This window comes from Ercella succinigenes, from assembly GCF_900002895.1.
The window spans coordinates 33,174-49,937 of the sequence record NZ_CDHP01000071.1; the positions used below are offsets into that span (position 1 = coordinate 33,174).

Here is a 16,764-nt window from a genome sequence, read left to right on the forward strand (position 1 = left end):
CTAATTCCTCATGCTATGTATAGGTGCAGGAATACGACCGCCACGAGCAATAAATTCTGCCGGAGATGCCTTATTTACAGACATTATCGGAGCTGATCCAAGCAGTCCGCCATAAGATACCGAATCACCAACCGTTTTGCCCGGTACAGGGATAATTCTTACGGCTGTTGTTTTATTGTTAAAAGTTCCGACAGCCATTTCGTCAGCAATAATTCCAGATATGGTAGATGCAGGAGTATCACCAGGTATTGCCACCATATCTATTCCGACCGAGCAAACACAAGTCATAGCCTCAAGCTTCTCAAGTGATAATGAACCAGATTCTACAGCCGCTATCATTCCCTCATCTTCACTAACAGGTATAAAAGCTCCACTTAGTCCACCTACAAAAGAAGAAGCCATGGTTCCACCTTTTTTAACAGCGTCATTAAGCATTGCCAATGCAGCAGTTGTTCCCCATGCACCACAAGTTTCCAATCCAAATTCTTCCAGTATTCTTGCTATAGAATCACCTACAACAGGAGTGGGGGCTAGAGAAAGATCAATTATACCGAAAGGAACGTCCAGGCGTCGTGAGGCCTCTTGTGCCACCAGCTGACCGACGCGGGTAATCTTAAAAGCAGCTTTTTTTATCGTTTCAGCCACCCTTCCCAAATTCTCGCCTCTGACTGTTTCCAGTGCGTTTTTGATTACTCCAGGACCGCTAACACCGACATTTATCACACATTCCGGTTCTCCCGGGCCCAGAAAAGCTCCTGCCATAAAGGGATTATCTTCAGGGGCATTGGCAAAAACTACCAGCTTGCAGCAGCCAAGAGCATCTCTATCGGCTGTAAGATTAGCTGTTTTAAGTATTATTTCACCCATATCTCTTACAGCGTCCATATTTATACCTACACGACTGGTAGCAAGATTAACAGAAGAGCAGACCAGATCGGTTGTGGCAAGTGCTTCAGGAATTGAGTTAAGTAATGCATTATCGCTATCAGAATAGCCCTTCTGCACCAATGCAGAAAAACCGCCTATAAAATTTACCCCCACCTGAGCGGCGGCATGATCAAGAGCTTTTGCATAACAAGTGTAGTTTTTTGTATTTCCAGAAGCAGCTACCAAAGAAATCGGTGTAACGGAAATTCTCTTATGAATAATAGGAATACCATATTCCCTGCTTATATCTTCTCCTGTCTGAACAAGTTTTTCTGCCTTACGGCAAATTTTATCATATATTCTCTGGCATGTTTTCTCACTATCTGAAGTAGCACAATCCATAAGAGATATACCCATTGTGATTGTACGTACATCAAGATGCTGTTCCTGAAACATGCGAATAGTTTCCAATATTTCAAATTCATTGAACATAAGCTTTTATGACCGATCCCTTCATATACGATGCATTGCATCAAAAATATCTGTATGCTGCACTCTAATGGATATTTCCAGTTCTTTTCCCAGATCATCAAGCTGATCCGCCAGCTGCTTAATATCAGCTTTCATTTCTGTCAGATCAACCAGCATTATCATTGTAAATACATTCTGAAGAATCGTTTGAGAAATATCATTTATATTGACGCCAGCTTCAGCCAGCAAATTTGAAACCGAAGCGATTATGCCAACCCGGTCATGACCTACAACTGTAATGACAGCTGTTTGTTTTTTATTTTGTGAATTCATTACAAAATCTCCTCAAAATATTTATTTAAATTACTGATGACATTTTACTTCTTTTCCTGCTATATGACCAGAGAAATAATCAAACTTCATATTCAATCATTAATTCAGATAATTCAGTCTCCGGCCAGACAGTCTGTGCTTCAGTCAGGAGTTCTTTCTTATCTATCAAAGGTAGAAAATGTGTAAGCAGCAGTCTGCCTACTTTATTTTTTCTTGCAATCTCAGCACATTCCGCTGCTGTCATATGCATCATAACAGGTTTACGGTATCTTTCAAGCGTACCGGCATCCATAATTGCCAAATCAGCATTAAACAATAATTTGTCAAGAGCTTCGCAAGGAATTGAATCAGCCGTATAAGCAAATATTCTATTCTCATGCTCTATTCTCAAACCATATGTTTCTATAGGATGATCCATCTTTATGGCTTGCAGCTTGGCACCGTAAAGATTCATAGTAGTTCCATCTTTTATCTGTCCTATAATAAGATTACCTTCACTTTGAAGAGTATCGGCAATTGCCACAGGTGAAGAAGGGGCAAACATGGGTACAGGGTCTTTTTCGACACCATATTTGCGTGAAAGATCTATCGCATACTTAAGTACATCTACATCACTGATATGGTCATTATGCAGATGTGTGATAATAACTGCATCAAGTTTAGATATATCTATCAGTTTAAACATATTTGCAAGAACACCGCTGCCACAGTCAATAAGTACATGATGTCCTTCTATTTCCAGTAAATATCCTGAAGTAGCTCCACCGGCAGCTGGAAAGCCACCGGAATTTCCCAAAACAGTAACTTTCATAAAATTACCTCCGTTCCATGAAAAATGTTACACTTAGATATATTTTACCACAACAAACCATCAGGTGTTATTATCCCGTCAGCAGGCTGATCATTATCATCATGGGGGACAAAATCAATAACTTGATCTGATAAAGCAGCAGCAAGTGCTAAAGGTTTGTTTTTACATATTGCCAGATATTGATCATAGAAACCTTTTCCCCAGCCAAGCCTGTTTTTGGCTCTGTCAAAAGCCAGTCCTGGCAAAATAATTATATCTGGATTTGCTAATTCTGTATTTTCTTCCAAAGGTGGTTCCATAACTCCAAAAAGTCCAGGTTTGAACCAGTTTGCCAGTTTGTCGGCATTTTCCGGTGCCACAACAAAAACCATTTCAGAATCTCTTTTGGTATACTCACTGAAATTCTGGTTATTACAGTCAGAATTTATTATCTTAGGGAATGCAAGACGAAATTCCCTATGCAAAAGATCCTTCCATATGCAGGAAAGATCTACTTCATTTCTGAAGGCATTATATAAACCTATTGTAGGGCTGCTTCTTTTAACTGAATAATCGGAAAAGAATTTCTGACTATAAATATCATCTAAATATTTAAGCAAGTGTCGTCCTATCTCTTTTGATTGCGTTGAAATCAACTCATCTGATTGAGATATACGCCAACTATTCATAAGTTCTCTTAATTCTTTTTTTTCCACTTTTTCACCCTGATCATTTTTAAAAATTCACCTATATTGTATCACTGGTGAAAAACAGCAACAAGTTTGTTTCTATGGGAAAATCATAGCATCTATATAAAGATCGGTAAATTCAGGATCTGAAGATAATTCATAGTATCTGACATTTTCAGCTGCTTCTGTTGCTTTGATTCGAAACTGATCATTAAGAAGACATGCTATTGCACCCATTGCAGAAGTATTTCCAGCTGTTTTTGTTCTATCCTCAAGTCCCTCCGGCAAAAGGCCTATTGCAAAAGCATCCTGTGGTCTTAAATAATTTCCGAATCCTCCGGCAATCAAAATTTCATCAAGTTCATTGCTTTTTATTCCAGCTTTGCCAAGAAGGCGTTCCACACCGGCAGCTATGGCGGCTTTGGCATTTTGTAGCTCTCTTATATCTTTCTGACTGATATAGATATCGCCTGAAGGTTTATCGAGATAAAATCTCATTTGATCATCATATTCAGATAGTCTTTCCGCAAGAACGGGATCAAGCGTTTCAGGCTCATCGTTAAAGCGTCCTGTTTCATCAATTATTCCGGTTTTCAGCATCATAGCAATTGCCGAGACAAGACCGGAACCGCAGATGCCTTTCACCGCTGCCTGATTACCTTCTATTACAGAGCATGTTAGTTGCCCTGATTTGTAATCAACATGCTCAATAGCGCCTGCAGATCCACTCATACCACAGCTAATATTGGCTGCCTCAAAAGCAGGTCCCGCAGCAGTTGAACAGGCTGTCAATCCATCCGGAGTTGAAAGAACAATCTCACCGTTTGTACCTATATCAAGCAGAAGCTGTTTTTTGCCATTAGGAGGGAATAACTGGCAAGCAAGAATTCCTGCCGTAATATCTGCCCCGACATAGGCTGAAATAGATGGCATTATAATGCAAATCGGATCATTATCAATATTAAAACCTATCTCAGAAGCTTTTATTATTTGTTCTGATATACTCACAGGAATAAAAGGTGATCTTGCTATTGCACTCGGATTCAATCCGGTCAGTATATGCATCATAGTCGTATTGCCGCTTATACAAATAGTTTGAATATCTGATGCAGTTAAACCTGATTTGTTTTTCATATTGGCAGACATCTCACAGATAGCCTTAAAAATACTCATTTGCATTGCTTTTAGAGCTGAAATATCATTATCTATCTGTTCAATACGGCTAATTACATCAGCACCGTAATTTCTCTGAGGATTAAGCATGGAGGTCATTGCCAGCCTTTCCCCTGTTTCAAGATCATATAAATAAGATGCAAGCGTTGTTGTTCCTATATCGATAGCCATACCAATAATTTGGGGATTACTAATGCCGGTAATCAGTTTAACAACTTCTTTTTTGTCACGTCTAAACAAAAAAGCAATTTCCTGAACTCTATTATGGATTTTATCAGACATTTCTGCATATAAGGCAAAAGGAAGTTTTGTCCCTGTGTTTTCTTCAAATCTGCGATCATCTGCTCTTTGATCTTCAATGGTTGCCGGTTGGTGGAAGTAAATGCCTTTGCATAAAAGAGGAATACATTCTATCTCAGGCATAATCCCTTCTGTGGAAATACGAGCTTTGCTCTGTTCAGGTATTCTAATATTTATTTCTGATAATTGCTTATCATTAAATCCGTTTTCTATCAGCCAGTCTTCGGAAATATTTGTCTTGCATGCCAGCACTTTTCCCAAATGTTCAATCTCAACCGTACATTTGCCACATGTACCTTTGCCACCACAAGGAGCATTAATCTTTATATCGTACTGCTGTAATAGATTCAGCAGATTTACAGACTCTATAAAATCATGACTTATATTAATACCTTCACCTGTTATATTTATTTTCATCGCAATATCGCTCCTTCACTTTATAGATCATTAACATAATATCTCATAAACAAAACAAAAACTGAAACATTTTTGTTATGTCTGTTACTTTTTTGTCTGAATACACCTTTTAAGGGATACAAAAATAATGGGATTTGCTAAAATGAATTGATGGAGGTGGTTTTTTTGCGAACTACTCAGGTACAAATTGTTATGGCATCACATGTTAACGGTGCAAAAAGACTTTTTGGCGGCAAATTAATGGAATGGATTGATATAACAGCAGCGGTAGAGGCACGTAGGCATGCCTGTTGCGATGTAACGCTGGCAGCGGTCGATCCTCTTGAATTTATAAAACCGGTAAAAATGAATGATACTGTCGTGCTGGAGGCTGAGGTAACCTGGACAGGTAAAACATCATTGGAAGTAAGAGTAGACACTTTTGTCGAACATTTGAATATGGAAAAGCAGCATGTAAACAGAGCCTATCTCGTGTTTGTTGCAGTTAATGATGATAATCAACCTCAGAAGGTTAATCCTTTTGTACCACTTAATCCGCTGCAACAAAAAGAGTATGAAAATGCTTCTTTAAGAAGATCATTCAGGTTAAAGCTTAGAGAAGAAGCAACAGCATTACAAGATCTCGCATTAAAACTTGGTGCAGATAATACATCGGACAGAGGAGATGAGCAGAATGTCAATATTTAAGAGAGATAAACCAATACCAAATCCGATCAAGGAAAGACAGCCCAAAAAGCCGATTGTTATTTTTCTTGATATAATAATTATCATCATTGCTGTTATAGGCATTTATTTAATTGTAAAACCAATGTATGTACACTGGCAGCAAGACAGACTGAGCGATCAACTGCAGGAAGCATTTGACGAAGGCGATGGTACAATAACCTTTAATGCAAGTGATTGGGAAGTGCCGGGCGAGGACGTTGAGTATTTTGATGATAATGAGGGAGAATATGATGTACCCGGTCATGTCGAGGAAGAAGAGCCGGAGGTTATCGTTGTCAAGGCAATAGGGCGCATCATTATTGATAAAATAGGTGTAAACATGCCAGTCGCAGAAGGTTCAACCAAATATAATCTGCGTGTAGCAATTGGTCATTACAGCTATAGTGCACCAGCCGGAGAGCCCGGTCTTAGTATATATTTGGGACATAGAATGTATGATTATGGCCGTCATTTCAATCGACTTGGCGAAGTTGAACAAGGTGATACGGTGGTTATAGAAAATAAAACTCATAGATATACTTATGAGGTTGACAGAATAAGTATAATTGAACCTCAGGAACTGATAGAAGCTTTTAACGAAAACACCATGGGCGAGAGCAGAATACTGCTGGTAACATGCCATCCTGTTCGTGTTGCTTCTCATCGTCTTCTTGTTCATGGCAAATTAATAAATACAGAAGAAATCTAAACTAAAATTGAGAGTCTATAAGAAAAAAAGCGATGTCTAATAATTTAAGACATCGCTTTTTTATTAAATTCTTTTATCAGTTAAGATAATCAGATCTTACCGTCGCAGCCAAGAACTGTTTTGATCTTGTGCTCAACCATACCCTTGATAGCGGTACGTGCTGGAGACAGATATTGACGAGGATCAAAATGTCCAGGATTTTCTGCAAAATATTTACGGATTGTTCCTGTCATTGCCAGACGTAAGTCTGAGTCAATATTAATTTTACAAACTGCCATTTTAGCAGCCTGACGGAGCATTTCCTCAGGAATACCGATAGCATCAGGCATATTACCACCAAAAGTGTTGATCATTTCAACATATTCAGGGATTACTGAGCTTGCGCCATGTAAAACAATTGGGAAACCAGGCAGTTTTTTCTCGATTTCTTCAAGAATATCAAAACGCAACTGTGGTTTCTGTCCTGGTTTGAATTTGAAAGCACCATGACTTGTACCAATAGCGATTGCCAAAGAGTCACAGCCTGTACGTGTTACAAAATCGTATACCTGAGCAGGATCTGTATATGAAGCATCTTCTGAAGAAACATTTACGTCATCTTCGATACCAGCCAGACGGCCAAGTTCAGCTTCAACAACTACACCCTTATCATGAGCATATTCTACAACCTTTTTTGTCAGCTTTACATTTTCTTCGTAATCATGATGTGAACCGTCAATCATAACAGATGTAAAACCACCGTCTATACAGCTTTTGCACAGTTCGAAAGTATCACCATGGTCAAGGTGAAGTGCGATCGGCAGATCTGTTTCGATTATAGCTGCTTCAACGAGCTTTGTCAGATATGTATGATTAGCATACTTTCTTGCACCTGACGAAACCTGCAGAATCAAAGGTGAATTAAGACCCTTTGCAGCTTCTGTGATTCCCTGGATAATCTCCATGTTGTTGACATTGAAAGCACCGATAGCATATCCGCCTTCATAAGCTTTCTTAAACATTTCCTTTGTGTTTACGAGTGGCATAATGTTCATCTCCTTTATGTTATTGAATCACGATATTATTCTCAGCTCGTCTTCTTTCAAAAATCAATCAAACCAATGTATTCCATAGCTCTATACATAATTTATGCATACAGACAAATGCAGATTCAAATGAAAGACGAACCATTACTATTGTATTGGTGAAACGTAAAGACGTCAACTAATTTAGCTAAAAGGTATATTTTTTCCGCTTATTTGTAGATCATTTTATGTGTCATACCGCCATCTACCGTCAAATTGACACCTGTTATAAAGCCTGCATCCTCAGAAGCCAGAAACAAGCATGCTGCTGCTATATCCGCCGGAACCCCTATTCGGCCTGCCGGGTGCTGGGTATGATCTTCTTTTGAATATTCAATTGGATCAGGTGATCCCTGTTGCCAGGAATCAGTTGTTATCCAGCCAGGGCTTATGCAATTTACCCGGACATTATTGCCGCCCAGAGTCATCGCCATTGAATGTGTCAGAGATACAATTCCACCTTTACTGGAGCTATAACCCTCAGTCTCTGGTTCTGACATAAAAGCTCTGGTAGAAGCAATATTAATAATATTGCCTTTTGCCTTAATCAGCCAGCAAGCAAGGATTTTACTCATTACAAAAGGAGCACGCAAATTAATGGATATAACACGATCGAATCCGGAAATATCCGAACTGTATAAATGTGAATTATGCGCATCTGCAATAGCGGCATTATTTACCAGTACATCAAGTCCTGATTCGTCCAGAACAGGAAAAAGCTGCTCAACCGCTAAATTTATGCTTTTTTCATCAGCCAAATCTACATTTTTATAAATAACACTGCCTTTGCCTGCTTTTTCAATCAAATTCACAGTTTCTAAAGCAGCTTGTTCATTTATATCAAAGATAATTACTCTGGCATCGCAAGCAGCAAAGCTCTGAGAAAGACATCTACCTATTCCCTGAGCTCCACCTGTGATCAGAACAGTCTTGCCGGCAAAAGCAAATTTGGTTGCGGGCAAATTATTTGCTGCAGATATTAAGTCACCCATCACATCTCCTGCTTTGTTAATATTTCCAGACGTTCTACAGTACTCTTATACATTGCTTCATAACGAGACATTTTATCACGTTCAGCTTGAATAACCTGTTCTGGAGCCTTGCTAACAAATTTTTCATTGCCAAGTTTTTTAGAAACACGATCAAGTTCATTACTTAAATTTTGTTTTTCTTTATTTAATCTTTCAATTTCTTTGGAAATATCTATCAGATCTTCAAGTGGGATAAAAATTTCACCACCGGCAAACAGTGTGGTAACAGCAGTAACAGGTATACCTTGTTTGCTTTGTCTGATTTCCAGCCCCTGTACTCCTGCAAGTTTCTGCAGAAAGGCAAGACTTTCTTGGAACATATTATGAATAGCTTGATCTTCAGAAACAACAATCAGATTTATTTTGCGACTGAAAGGAACCTGCATATCTGTCCTGATATTACGGATGCCGCGTATCGCCTGCATGAGAATAGTCATCTTTTTTGCGTCCTCGGCAAAAATAAGCTTCTCATCACATTCCGGCCAACTGCTCACCATAATTGAACCTTCAGTATTCTCAAGATTATTATAAATTTCTTCTGTAACAAAAGGCATGAAGGGGTGCAGTATTTTCATAGCTTGCATAAGAACATGATTTAGAACAGTCTGTGCAACTTTACGTCCATGACTTCCTTTATCTGCCAGTCTGGCTTTGCACATCTCTATATACCAATCACAATATTCTTCCCAAAGGAAGCTGTATATTTTTGCCAGTGCAACTCCTAGTTCATATTTATCAAGATTATGTCTTACCTCGCGCTCTAGCTGCTGTAATCTGGTTAATATCCATTTATCTTCCAAAGTTAAATCAGCTATATCCAGATTATCAAAATTAATATCCATTTCATCGTCAAAATTCATGACAACAAAACGAAAAGCATTCCATATCTTGTTAATGAAATTGCGTCCGGCTTCAATTTTATCTTCCTGAAAACGTTGATCATTGCCAGGTGCATTACCGTTTACAAGAGCATATCGCAAAGCATCGGCTCCATACTTATCTATTATCTCCAGAGGATCTATACCATTACCAAGAGATTTTGACATTTTGCGTCCTTCACTATCACGGACTATACCGTGAATAAACACAGTATGAAATGGTGTCTCACCAGTATGTTCCAGACCCGAGAAAATCATTCTGGCCACCCAGAAGAAAATAATGTCATAACCTGTTACAAGCACACTTGTCGGATAAAAATATTTCAGATCTTCTGTTTTATTCGGCCAGCCCAATGTGGAAAAAGGCCAAAGAGCTGATGAGAACCAGGTATCCAGAGTATCTTCATCCTGGGTAAAAGAAGTACTGCCACAATCTGGACAAATATCAGGCATTTCCCTATCTACCATAATTTTGCCACAGCTGTTGCAATAATATGCAGGAATACGATGCCCCCACCATAACTGCCTTGAAATACACCAGTCACGTATATTCTCCATCCAGTTGAAATATGTTTTATCAAAACGCTCCGGTACAAAACGAGTATCACCTTTTTTTACAGCTTCAATAGCAGGTTCAGCCAAAGGTTTCATTTTTACAAACCATTGGAAAGATACACGTGGTTCAACTATAGTATTACAACGATAGCAGGCGCCAACATTGTGCTGATGCGCCTCAGTTTTATCAAGATAACCTTCAGCCTCAAGATCTGCTACAATTTTCTTTCTTGCTTCTTCTCTTGTCAGCCCGGCATATCTGCCGCCTTCTTCATTGATACAGGCATTTTCAGTCATTACGTTGATTACAGGCAGATCATGTCTTAAACCTACCTCAAAATCATTGGGATCATGGGCAGGAGTGATCTTAACAACACCTGTTCCAAAATCTTTATCAACATAAGTATCTGCTATAATTGGAATTTCACGTCCAACCAGAGGCAAAATAACATTTTTGCCGATCATATCAAGGAATCGTTCATCTTCCGGATGAACAGCGACGGCTGTATCACCAAGCATGGTTTCCGGTCTTGTTGTAGCCAGATGCAGATAACCGCTGCCATCCGCCAACGGATAGCGCAAATGCCAGAAATGACCCTGCTTGTCCTGATACTCTACTTCTGCATCTGATATTGATGTCAGACAGTGAGGACACCAGTTAATTATTCTTTCGCCACGATAAATCAAATCTTTTTTATAAAGTCGTATAAAAACTTCCTGTACAGCTTCAGATAAGCCCTCGTCCATAGTAAAACGCTCACGGCTCCAGTCACAGGAAGACCCAAGCCTTTTAAGCTGTTCTATAATACGTCCGCCATATTCTTTTTTCCATTCCCAAGCTCTTTCAAGAAAACCTTCACGACCAAGATCTTCTTTGCTGACACCTTCCGATTTCATCTTCTCTACAATTTTAGCTTCTGTGGCAATAGATGCATGATCTGTTCCCGGCAGCCATAATGCTGAAAATCCCTGCATTCTTTTGGCTCTAATAAGAATATCCTGCAAAGTATTGTCCAAAGCATGACCCATATGGAGCTGTCCGGTAATATTGGGTGGTGGTATTACAATAGTATAGGATTCCTTATCCGGATCGACAGCAGGAGTAAAAAGACCTTCCTGCTCCCAATTACAATATATTCTGTTTTCAGCTTCGGCTGGCTCAAAAGCCTTGGCAATGGCATCTATTTTCGCCATAATATTCCCTCCCGTAAAGTGATTAATATATCAGTTAAAGACTCTAACGAAAAGCTATTAGAATCATTATAAAACCTGGTGCGGCAATCAAAAGACCACGTAGTTTAACATCCACAATAGCGGCCTGACGCTTAAATTTTATTTTTTCCTCATCTGTCATATTAGCAGTTAATCTGGGATCGTCTTCTTTTTTTTCTGCCAGACCCTTTTTATCAACTATTTTAGGAGCCGCAAATACTACAAAAACGCCAACTGCCGCAATGATAAGACCTGCTATTTTTAAGATCAGTTCAATTGTTTCATTCATTTTGTAATCCTTCCAATCTTTTCCACAGTATTGATCGTAGCTTATAACAAAAAGCTTCCACCCAGATATGCTTAACAAACATAACTGGACGAAAGCCTATACTTCCGTAATATCACCAGTTTCCTGCATGTATTTTACACAATTTATTTATCATTGGCAAGAAACTGAATGTGGTCAATATTCACAGAACCGCTGCTTTTCCCATCTTTGACACAAATCGAAAAGCTGTACAGATATTTAGTTTTATCTGGTACCTGTATTATCTGATTAAGATCAAAAGAAAATTCCTGCCATCGTAATGCTGCCATGACAATTTTTTCACTGCTGATGAAAGCCTCATCAGGATTCTCACTCATAGCAATTTTCAACCAGATTTTTTTCATCTGCCTGTCGGGGTTAAAAATTTCCAGATTTATAAAACGACAATTTGTCAGATTAAAAGGAGGAAATAATGATTCATATTCAAGGCAAGGAGAAATTTCTATACAATCATCAATTATAGGATATCTGACCATAATTGAAGCATCACCGTGCTGCTTATTTGCCGTTTCAAGTGATAATTCAGCATTTCCTTTTTTCACTTCCCATACAGGCAAGCGCTGAGGAATACGACTGTTTTTGCAACGCTCAGAATCATCAAACTTAATATCACAAGCCCAATCTGTAAGTCGATCACAATGTATCCACTCCGCTGGCAGATAGTATTCAGATTTTTTTCTATCTGATCTGAAAGGCATAACAGGAAGATGCTCACTGTTTATCAGATTAGCGGCATGATTCATACTGCTAAACCCGTAAGTTACAGCTTTAGGCCTTGGAATTTGATCATGCCATACCATAACTCTTACACCATATAATATTTTTGCCTGTGCTTCCCGGAAAATTCTATCCTCACCGCAGATTGAAAAACCACGCAAACGTCCTTCCTGGGAAGCAAGTCTCAGCCCTTCGGCAGTATGATCAAAACTAAGAAGCATTTTCCCGCCCACAAGCTCTATGCCGGTGCACTCAGGAGAGCTTAAAGACGCTTTTCTATGATAAAGCAGTCCGGATGCTATTTGTTTTATTTTACCTGCTGCCGCTTTTATATCAACAGGAAATTTTTCGGAAAAACTGTTTTGGATTTTATTCTTTGTTTCAGCGTATAAATCATATACAGGCAGAATAGAACAAGGATTTTTAACCTGATGCCTGATCTGCGCCAAAGCTTCATTATAAAGAGCAAGATCATAACCACTGTCGTCATCCTTATAGGCAGCCGGAAGATGTTGTAAACAAATCCAGGCGCAATTTTCCGGCATTTCTGAGCCATCGACATTTGTCTCAGCCATTTCAGTTCCTCTGATCTGGCTCTTGGGAGAAGCTGCAGGAATCCTGAAAACAGATTGCCAGTCCTGCATAAGGTATTTCATGGCAGACCTGTAATATTCTGCATTAGCACGATCTTTACCACCCTGATGCCAGATTATTCCACGAATACCAATACCAGACAACGGGGCTATTTTGTGATTATATAGTGCACCAGGAAGATAACAACCCCAATCACCTGCCATATGCCAAGTATTATCGTCCCTATAAAAACCATAATTTTCAATTTTTTGACGTATATGTTCATGTGCATCTATAGACGGTCTTGATATCCAAGAGTGTATATAAGTTCCGCACATGGCAGTCTCTATAACAGCAACAGGCAATCTCAAGACATTTACCAGATCCTTGGCAAAATAAAAAGAAAGCGCAGTGACTTTACCAATTTCAGACAAATAATCACCACTAATCCAATGTGAATTCACAGGCTTATCCAGAGGCTGTGGACTGTACTGATTATTTTTTTTATCAAGGCCATCTTCTGACTGAACGAGAAAACTTATATACTGATGCCCTGCAAGATTACCAAGCTCTTCCGGAGAGAAACCTTCAGCAAGTTTGACACTCATATCTGATTGTCCAGCCATAACCCAAACTTCGCCCACAAGAATATTTCTAACAATAACCTCTTCTCTACCTGATTTTACAAAAAGAGTATAAGGATCAAAGGACGCTTCCATTGCCGGTAATTCAAAAGAAAAATGACCGTTAGAATCTGCCTTGATTTGTTCCTCAAAAACACAACCATATTCTTTGTCTAGTGAGGAAACAGAGCGGCCATCAAAGGGACTTCTTTCTAATCTGGCACTGATTTTTGCGTCAGCACGGCAAAATCCCATCAGCAAAAAAGATAATTGCTGTTGAATAACCATACCACTGCCAATCAATGGTGATAATCTGAGCTGTTTTGCCATGGCAGACTCCTTGAGGATTTCAGCCGTCAGCTGAATAAAACTTACAGTTCACAGCACATTATAACGCTTGCAGACAGCTCTATCAAGGTTATAACTGATATAAGACAACCTGTTCTTGTTTTAATGAGGCAGGAACATCAATCGCTCGTTGATTCATCGAACCGCGAAACCGCAAATTTAAAGAACGCTGATTAAGCTCAAATCTACCATCAATCAGTATATCTATATTCTCAAGCAAATCTTTCCAGCCGGATCTTTCTGGTGACTGTTCAAGAATTTCTTCAAAAGTATATCCTGAATAACAGATAATATTTATAGTTTCGGAACGAACTCTTTTAGCCAGTTCAGCAAATTCCTCTGCCTGCATAAAAGGTTCTCCGCCACTGAAAGTAACACCATCAAGCAAAGGATTAGACTTAATTTCTTTTTCCAGTTCAGATAGTTCCTGTTCAAAACCACCTCGGAAATCATGGCTCTCAGGATTGTGGCAGCCAAAGCAAAAATGAGGACAGCCCTGGGCAAAAATTGCATATCTTATGCCAGGGCCATCCGTAATTGATTCTTTCATAATACCAAATAAGCGAAAAGTCATTTTAGTTCTCAGTTTTTAAGACCGTGTTTTGCCCGGTCATTTTCTTCTGACTTTTTAGCATTATTAAATCTATCAAGAGTACCAACCAGGTAACCTGTTATTCGTCTTATTCTTTCAAAAGGCTCATCTTCACTGTCCTCACGGCCACAGGCAGGACAGGTATCGCCTATAATTCCATTGTATCCGCAAACAGGATCTCTATCTATTGGATGATTTATTGCACCGTAGCCAATATCATTTTCAGCCATATGACGTATTACTTTCTCAAAAGCCTCCATATTCTGTGTTATATCACCATCCAGTTCAACATATGAAATATGACCGGCATTTGCAAGACTATGATAAGGTGCTTCAATTCGTATTTTATCAAAAGCACTGATTTCAAAACGTACAGGCACATGGAAGCTATTGGTATAATATGGTTTATCGGTGATTCCATCGATTTTTCCGAAGCGTTTTCTGTCTATGCGCAAAAATCTTCCTGAAAGACCTTCGGCAGGTGTACCGAGCAAAGAAAAATTAAGACCTGTCTGTCTGCTTTTTTCATCACAGAAAGCACGCATATGTGCTATTATCTCTAGACCAAGCTGCTGAGACTGATCATCCTGACCATGATGTTTTCCGGTAAGTGCAGTTAAAGCTTCTGCCAAACCTATGAAGCCAATTGACAATGTACCATGCTTAATAACTTCTCTGATTTCATCTTCCCACTTAAGCTTCTGAGAATCTATCCACAAGCCCTGGCCCATCAGGAACGGGAAGTTATAAACATGCTTTCTTGCCTGCACTTCAAAACGTTCGAGCAGTTGATCGGAAACAAGTTCCATCATTTTATCAAGTCTACTGTAAAATTTATTCAAATCACCTTTTGCCATGATTGCACAGCGTGGCAGATTAAGAGATGTAAAACTTAAATTGCCACGATTATAAGTAATTTCTCTTGAAGTATCAAAAGTATTGGCAACGACTCTAGTACGGCAGCCCATATAGGCAATTTCCGTTTCTACACGTTTGGGATCATAATATTTAAGATTAAAAGATGCATCCTGAAAAGCAAAATTAGGGAACATTCTTTTGGCACTGCAACGGCAGGCAAGCTGAAACAAATCATAATTAGGATCTTCTTTATAGTAATTGACACCCTTTTTCACACGGAAAATTTGTATAGGAAAAATGGCAGTTTCTCCATTTCCCAAACCGGCTTCTGTTGCCAGCAACAGATTACGTATAGCCATTTTTGCTTCAGCCGATGTATCCATCCCATAGTTTAACGAACTGAAAGGTGTCTGTGCACCAGCCCGGCTATGCATAGAATTCAGATTATGTATCAGAGCTTCCATCGCCTGATATGTAGCTGCATCTGTTTCTTCGTAACTGCGTTCAACAACAAATTTGATAACACGTTCTGCTAAAACAGGATCTGAAATATATTGACTGATTATTGTTTTTTGAGCCTTATCAAAAGCATCTGATTGCTCAAGAGCAGGTCTGCAACCACTCATGTCATGTATTTTAGTTAATATTTCGTCTGCCAGATTCTCTGCTTCGTTAAAATCAGCAAGCAAAGCAAGAGCGGTCACCAGGTTTTTTCTATAAATCTTTTTATAAGTGCAGATTATCCCTCTTGCCATTGCATAATCAAAATTTACAATAGATTGTCCCCCATGCATATCATTCTGATTAGACTGTATTGCTATACAGGCAAGAGCAGCATAGCTGCGAATATCGCGAGGTTCACGCAGATGACCATGGCCTGTTGAGAAACCACCGTCAAAAAGCGTTATAAGATCTATCTGACAACATGTCATCGTCAGCGAGTAGAAATCCAGATCATGAATATGAATATCGCCTTCCTGATGAGCTTGATTATGTTCAGGCTTTAGCATGAACATCTGATAATACATTTTAGCCCCTTCGGAACCATATTTGAGCATGGTTCCCATAGCTGTATCTCCATCTATATTTGCATTTTCACGCTTGACGTCACTTTGTCTGGAATCATTATTAGTTATGTCATGATAGGTTTGCATCAATCTTGTATTCATTTCTCTAACACGAGTCCTCTCGGAGCGGTAAAGAATGAATTTTTTGGCAGTATCGGGGAATCCTGCTTCCATCAAAACTTTTTCAACCATATCTTGAATTTCTTCTATGTGAGGAATTGATTCGGCAGTTAGCGAAAGATACTCCGCTACTCTGGCAGCAAGATCCATACTAAGCATATGTCTGCTTTGAACAGATGAATGTTCCGTATTTTCATCAGCTGCCTCAAGAGCTTTATATATTGCATTTGCTATTTTTTCAATATTAAATGAAGCCGGTCTGCCATCACGTTTTACAACTCTGGTAATCATATTACTATTCCTCCATAAACCCTAACAATATAAAACCACAGCTACAACATATA

14 protein-coding genes are annotated in these 16,764 nt (G+C 39.1%); 2 read left to right on the top strand and 12 right to left on the bottom strand.

Annotation, left to right across the window (positions count from 1 at the left end; all coding sequences use genetic code 11):
- The 5 genes from AC0KSB_RS14465 to AC0KSB_RS14485 all read right to left on the bottom strand — a co-directional run bounded on the left by AC0KSB_RS14465 (position 1) and on the right by AC0KSB_RS14485 (position 5,040).
- Positions 1-1,359 carry a DUF711 family protein gene (locus tag AC0KSB_RS14465; protein WP_472310462.1) on the bottom strand — a complete coding sequence of 453 codons (1,359 nt, stop codon included), beginning with the start codon at positions 1,357-1,359 and terminating at the stop codon, positions 1-3.
- Positions 1,360-1,380: 21 nt separating this feature from the next.
- The gene (locus AC0KSB_RS14470; protein WP_472310463.1) at positions 1,381-1,671 is read right to left on the bottom strand and encodes an ACT domain-containing protein; all 291 of its coding nucleotides are present in this window, start codon (positions 1,669-1,671) and stop codon (positions 1,381-1,383) included.
- A 79-nt stretch (positions 1,672-1,750) separates the two neighbouring features.
- On the bottom strand, positions 1,751-2,482 hold the full coding sequence (locus AC0KSB_RS14475) for an MBL fold metallo-hydrolase (protein ID WP_472310464.1): 732 nt from the start codon (positions 2,480-2,482) through the stop codon (positions 1,751-1,753).
- A gap of 44 nt (positions 2,483-2,526) precedes the next feature.
- A complete protein-coding gene (locus tag AC0KSB_RS14480) occupies positions 2,527-3,177 on the bottom strand; it encodes a 5-formyltetrahydrofolate cyclo-ligase (protein WP_472310465.1) in 651 nt (216 codons plus the stop codon).
- A gap of 72 nt (positions 3,178-3,249) precedes the next feature.
- Entirely contained in the window at positions 3,250-5,040 is a 1,791-nt protein-coding gene (locus AC0KSB_RS14485; protein ID WP_472310466.1) for an ASKHA domain-containing protein, read from the bottom strand.
- 165 nt (positions 5,041-5,205) lie between these two features.
- Between AC0KSB_RS14485 and AC0KSB_RS14490 the strand changes: the two genes are divergently transcribed.
- Together AC0KSB_RS14490 and AC0KSB_RS14495 are read left to right on the top strand one after the other, a co-directional pair.
- Positions 5,206-5,727 carry an acyl-CoA thioesterase gene (locus AC0KSB_RS14490; protein ID WP_472310467.1) on the top strand — a complete coding sequence of 174 codons (522 nt, stop codon included), beginning with the start codon at positions 5,206-5,208 and terminating at the stop codon, positions 5,725-5,727.
- Entirely contained in the window at positions 5,714-6,454 is a 741-nt protein-coding gene (locus AC0KSB_RS14495) for a class D sortase (protein WP_472310468.1), read from the top strand. Before AC0KSB_RS14490 ends, AC0KSB_RS14495 begins: the two co-directional genes overlap by 14 nt.
- An 89-nt stretch (positions 6,455-6,543) precedes the next feature.
- On the opposite strand, the gene fba is transcribed toward AC0KSB_RS14495, so the two are convergent.
- The 7 genes from fba to AC0KSB_RS14530 all read right to left on the bottom strand — a co-directional run bounded on the left by fba (position 6,544) and on the right by AC0KSB_RS14530 (position 16,711).
- Positions 6,544-7,479, bottom strand: coding sequence for a class II fructose-1,6-bisphosphate aldolase (gene fba / locus AC0KSB_RS14500; RefSeq protein WP_472310469.1), 936 nt, complete (start codon positions 7,477-7,479; stop codon positions 6,544-6,546).
- 209 nt (positions 7,480-7,688) lie between these two features.
- Positions 7,689-8,510: an SDR family oxidoreductase gene (locus AC0KSB_RS14505; protein WP_472310470.1), complete on the bottom strand. Its 822-nt coding sequence runs from the start codon at positions 8,508-8,510 to the stop codon at positions 7,689-7,691.
- A complete protein-coding gene (locus AC0KSB_RS14510) occupies positions 8,510-11,176 on the bottom strand; it encodes a valine--tRNA ligase (protein ID WP_472310471.1) in 2,667 nt (888 codons plus the stop codon). The genes AC0KSB_RS14505 and AC0KSB_RS14510 overlap by 1 nt, the downstream gene beginning before the upstream one ends.
- Before the next feature lie 43 nt (positions 11,177-11,219).
- Positions 11,220-11,483 carry a hypothetical protein gene (locus tag AC0KSB_RS14515; RefSeq protein WP_472310472.1) on the bottom strand — a complete coding sequence of 88 codons (264 nt, stop codon included), beginning with the start codon at positions 11,481-11,483 and terminating at the stop codon, positions 11,220-11,222.
- Positions 11,484-11,626: 143 nt separating this feature from the next.
- Entirely contained in the window at positions 11,627-13,765 is a 2,139-nt protein-coding gene (locus AC0KSB_RS14520; RefSeq protein WP_472310473.1) for a sialate O-acetylesterase, read from the bottom strand.
- A gap of 88 nt (positions 13,766-13,853) precedes the next feature.
- Positions 13,854-14,357, bottom strand: coding sequence for an anaerobic ribonucleoside-triphosphate reductase activating protein (gene nrdG, locus AC0KSB_RS14525; protein ID WP_472310474.1), 504 nt, complete (start codon positions 14,355-14,357; stop codon positions 13,854-13,856).
- A gap of 8 nt (positions 14,358-14,365) precedes the next feature.
- Entirely contained in the window at positions 14,366-16,711 is a 2,346-nt protein-coding gene (locus tag AC0KSB_RS14530; RefSeq protein ID WP_472310475.1) for an anaerobic ribonucleoside triphosphate reductase, read from the bottom strand.
- Positions 16,712-16,764: the final 53 nt, after the last annotated feature.

Bases quoted from the DNA above. Each gene is read 5' to 3' on its own strand.
- AC0KSB_RS14530 (WP_472310475.1), bottom strand. From the start codon at position 16,711: ATGATTACCAGAGTTGTAAAACGTGATGGCAGACCGGCTTCATTTAAT.
- AC0KSB_RS14485 (WP_472310466.1), bottom strand. From the start codon at position 5,040: ATGAAAATAAATATAACAGGTGAAGGTATTAATATAAGTCATGATTTT.
- AC0KSB_RS14505 (WP_472310470.1), bottom strand. From the start codon at position 8,510: ATGGGTGACTTAATATCTGCAGCAAATAATTTGCCCGCAACCAAATTT.
- AC0KSB_RS14465 (WP_472310462.1), bottom strand. From the start codon at position 1,359: ATGTTCAATGAATTTGAAATATTGGAAACTATTCGCATGTTTCAGGAA.
- AC0KSB_RS14510 (WP_472310471.1), bottom strand. From the start codon at position 11,176: ATGGCGAAAATAGATGCCATTGCCAAGGCTTTTGAGCCAGCCGAAGCT.
- AC0KSB_RS14475 (WP_472310464.1), bottom strand. From the start codon at position 2,482: ATGAAAGTTACTGTTTTGGGAAATTCCGGTGGCTTTCCAGCTGCCGGT.
- AC0KSB_RS14470 (WP_472310463.1), bottom strand. From the start codon at position 1,671: ATGAATTCACAAAATAAAAAACAAACAGCTGTCATTACAGTTGTAGGT.
- nrdG (WP_472310474.1), bottom strand. From the start codon at position 14,357: ATGACTTTTCGCTTATTTGGTATTATGAAAGAATCAATTACGGATGGC.
- AC0KSB_RS14495 (WP_472310468.1), top strand. From the start codon at position 5,714: ATGTCAATATTTAAGAGAGATAAACCAATACCAAATCCGATCAAGGAA.
- AC0KSB_RS14520 (WP_472310473.1), bottom strand. From the start codon at position 13,765: ATGGCAAAACAGCTCAGATTATCACCATTGATTGGCAGTGGTATGGTT.
- fba (WP_472310469.1), bottom strand. From the start codon at position 7,479: ATGCCACTCGTAAACACAAAGGAAATGTTTAAGAAAGCTTATGAAGGC.
- AC0KSB_RS14515 (WP_472310472.1), bottom strand. From the start codon at position 11,483: ATGAATGAAACAATTGAACTGATCTTAAAAATAGCAGGTCTTATCATT.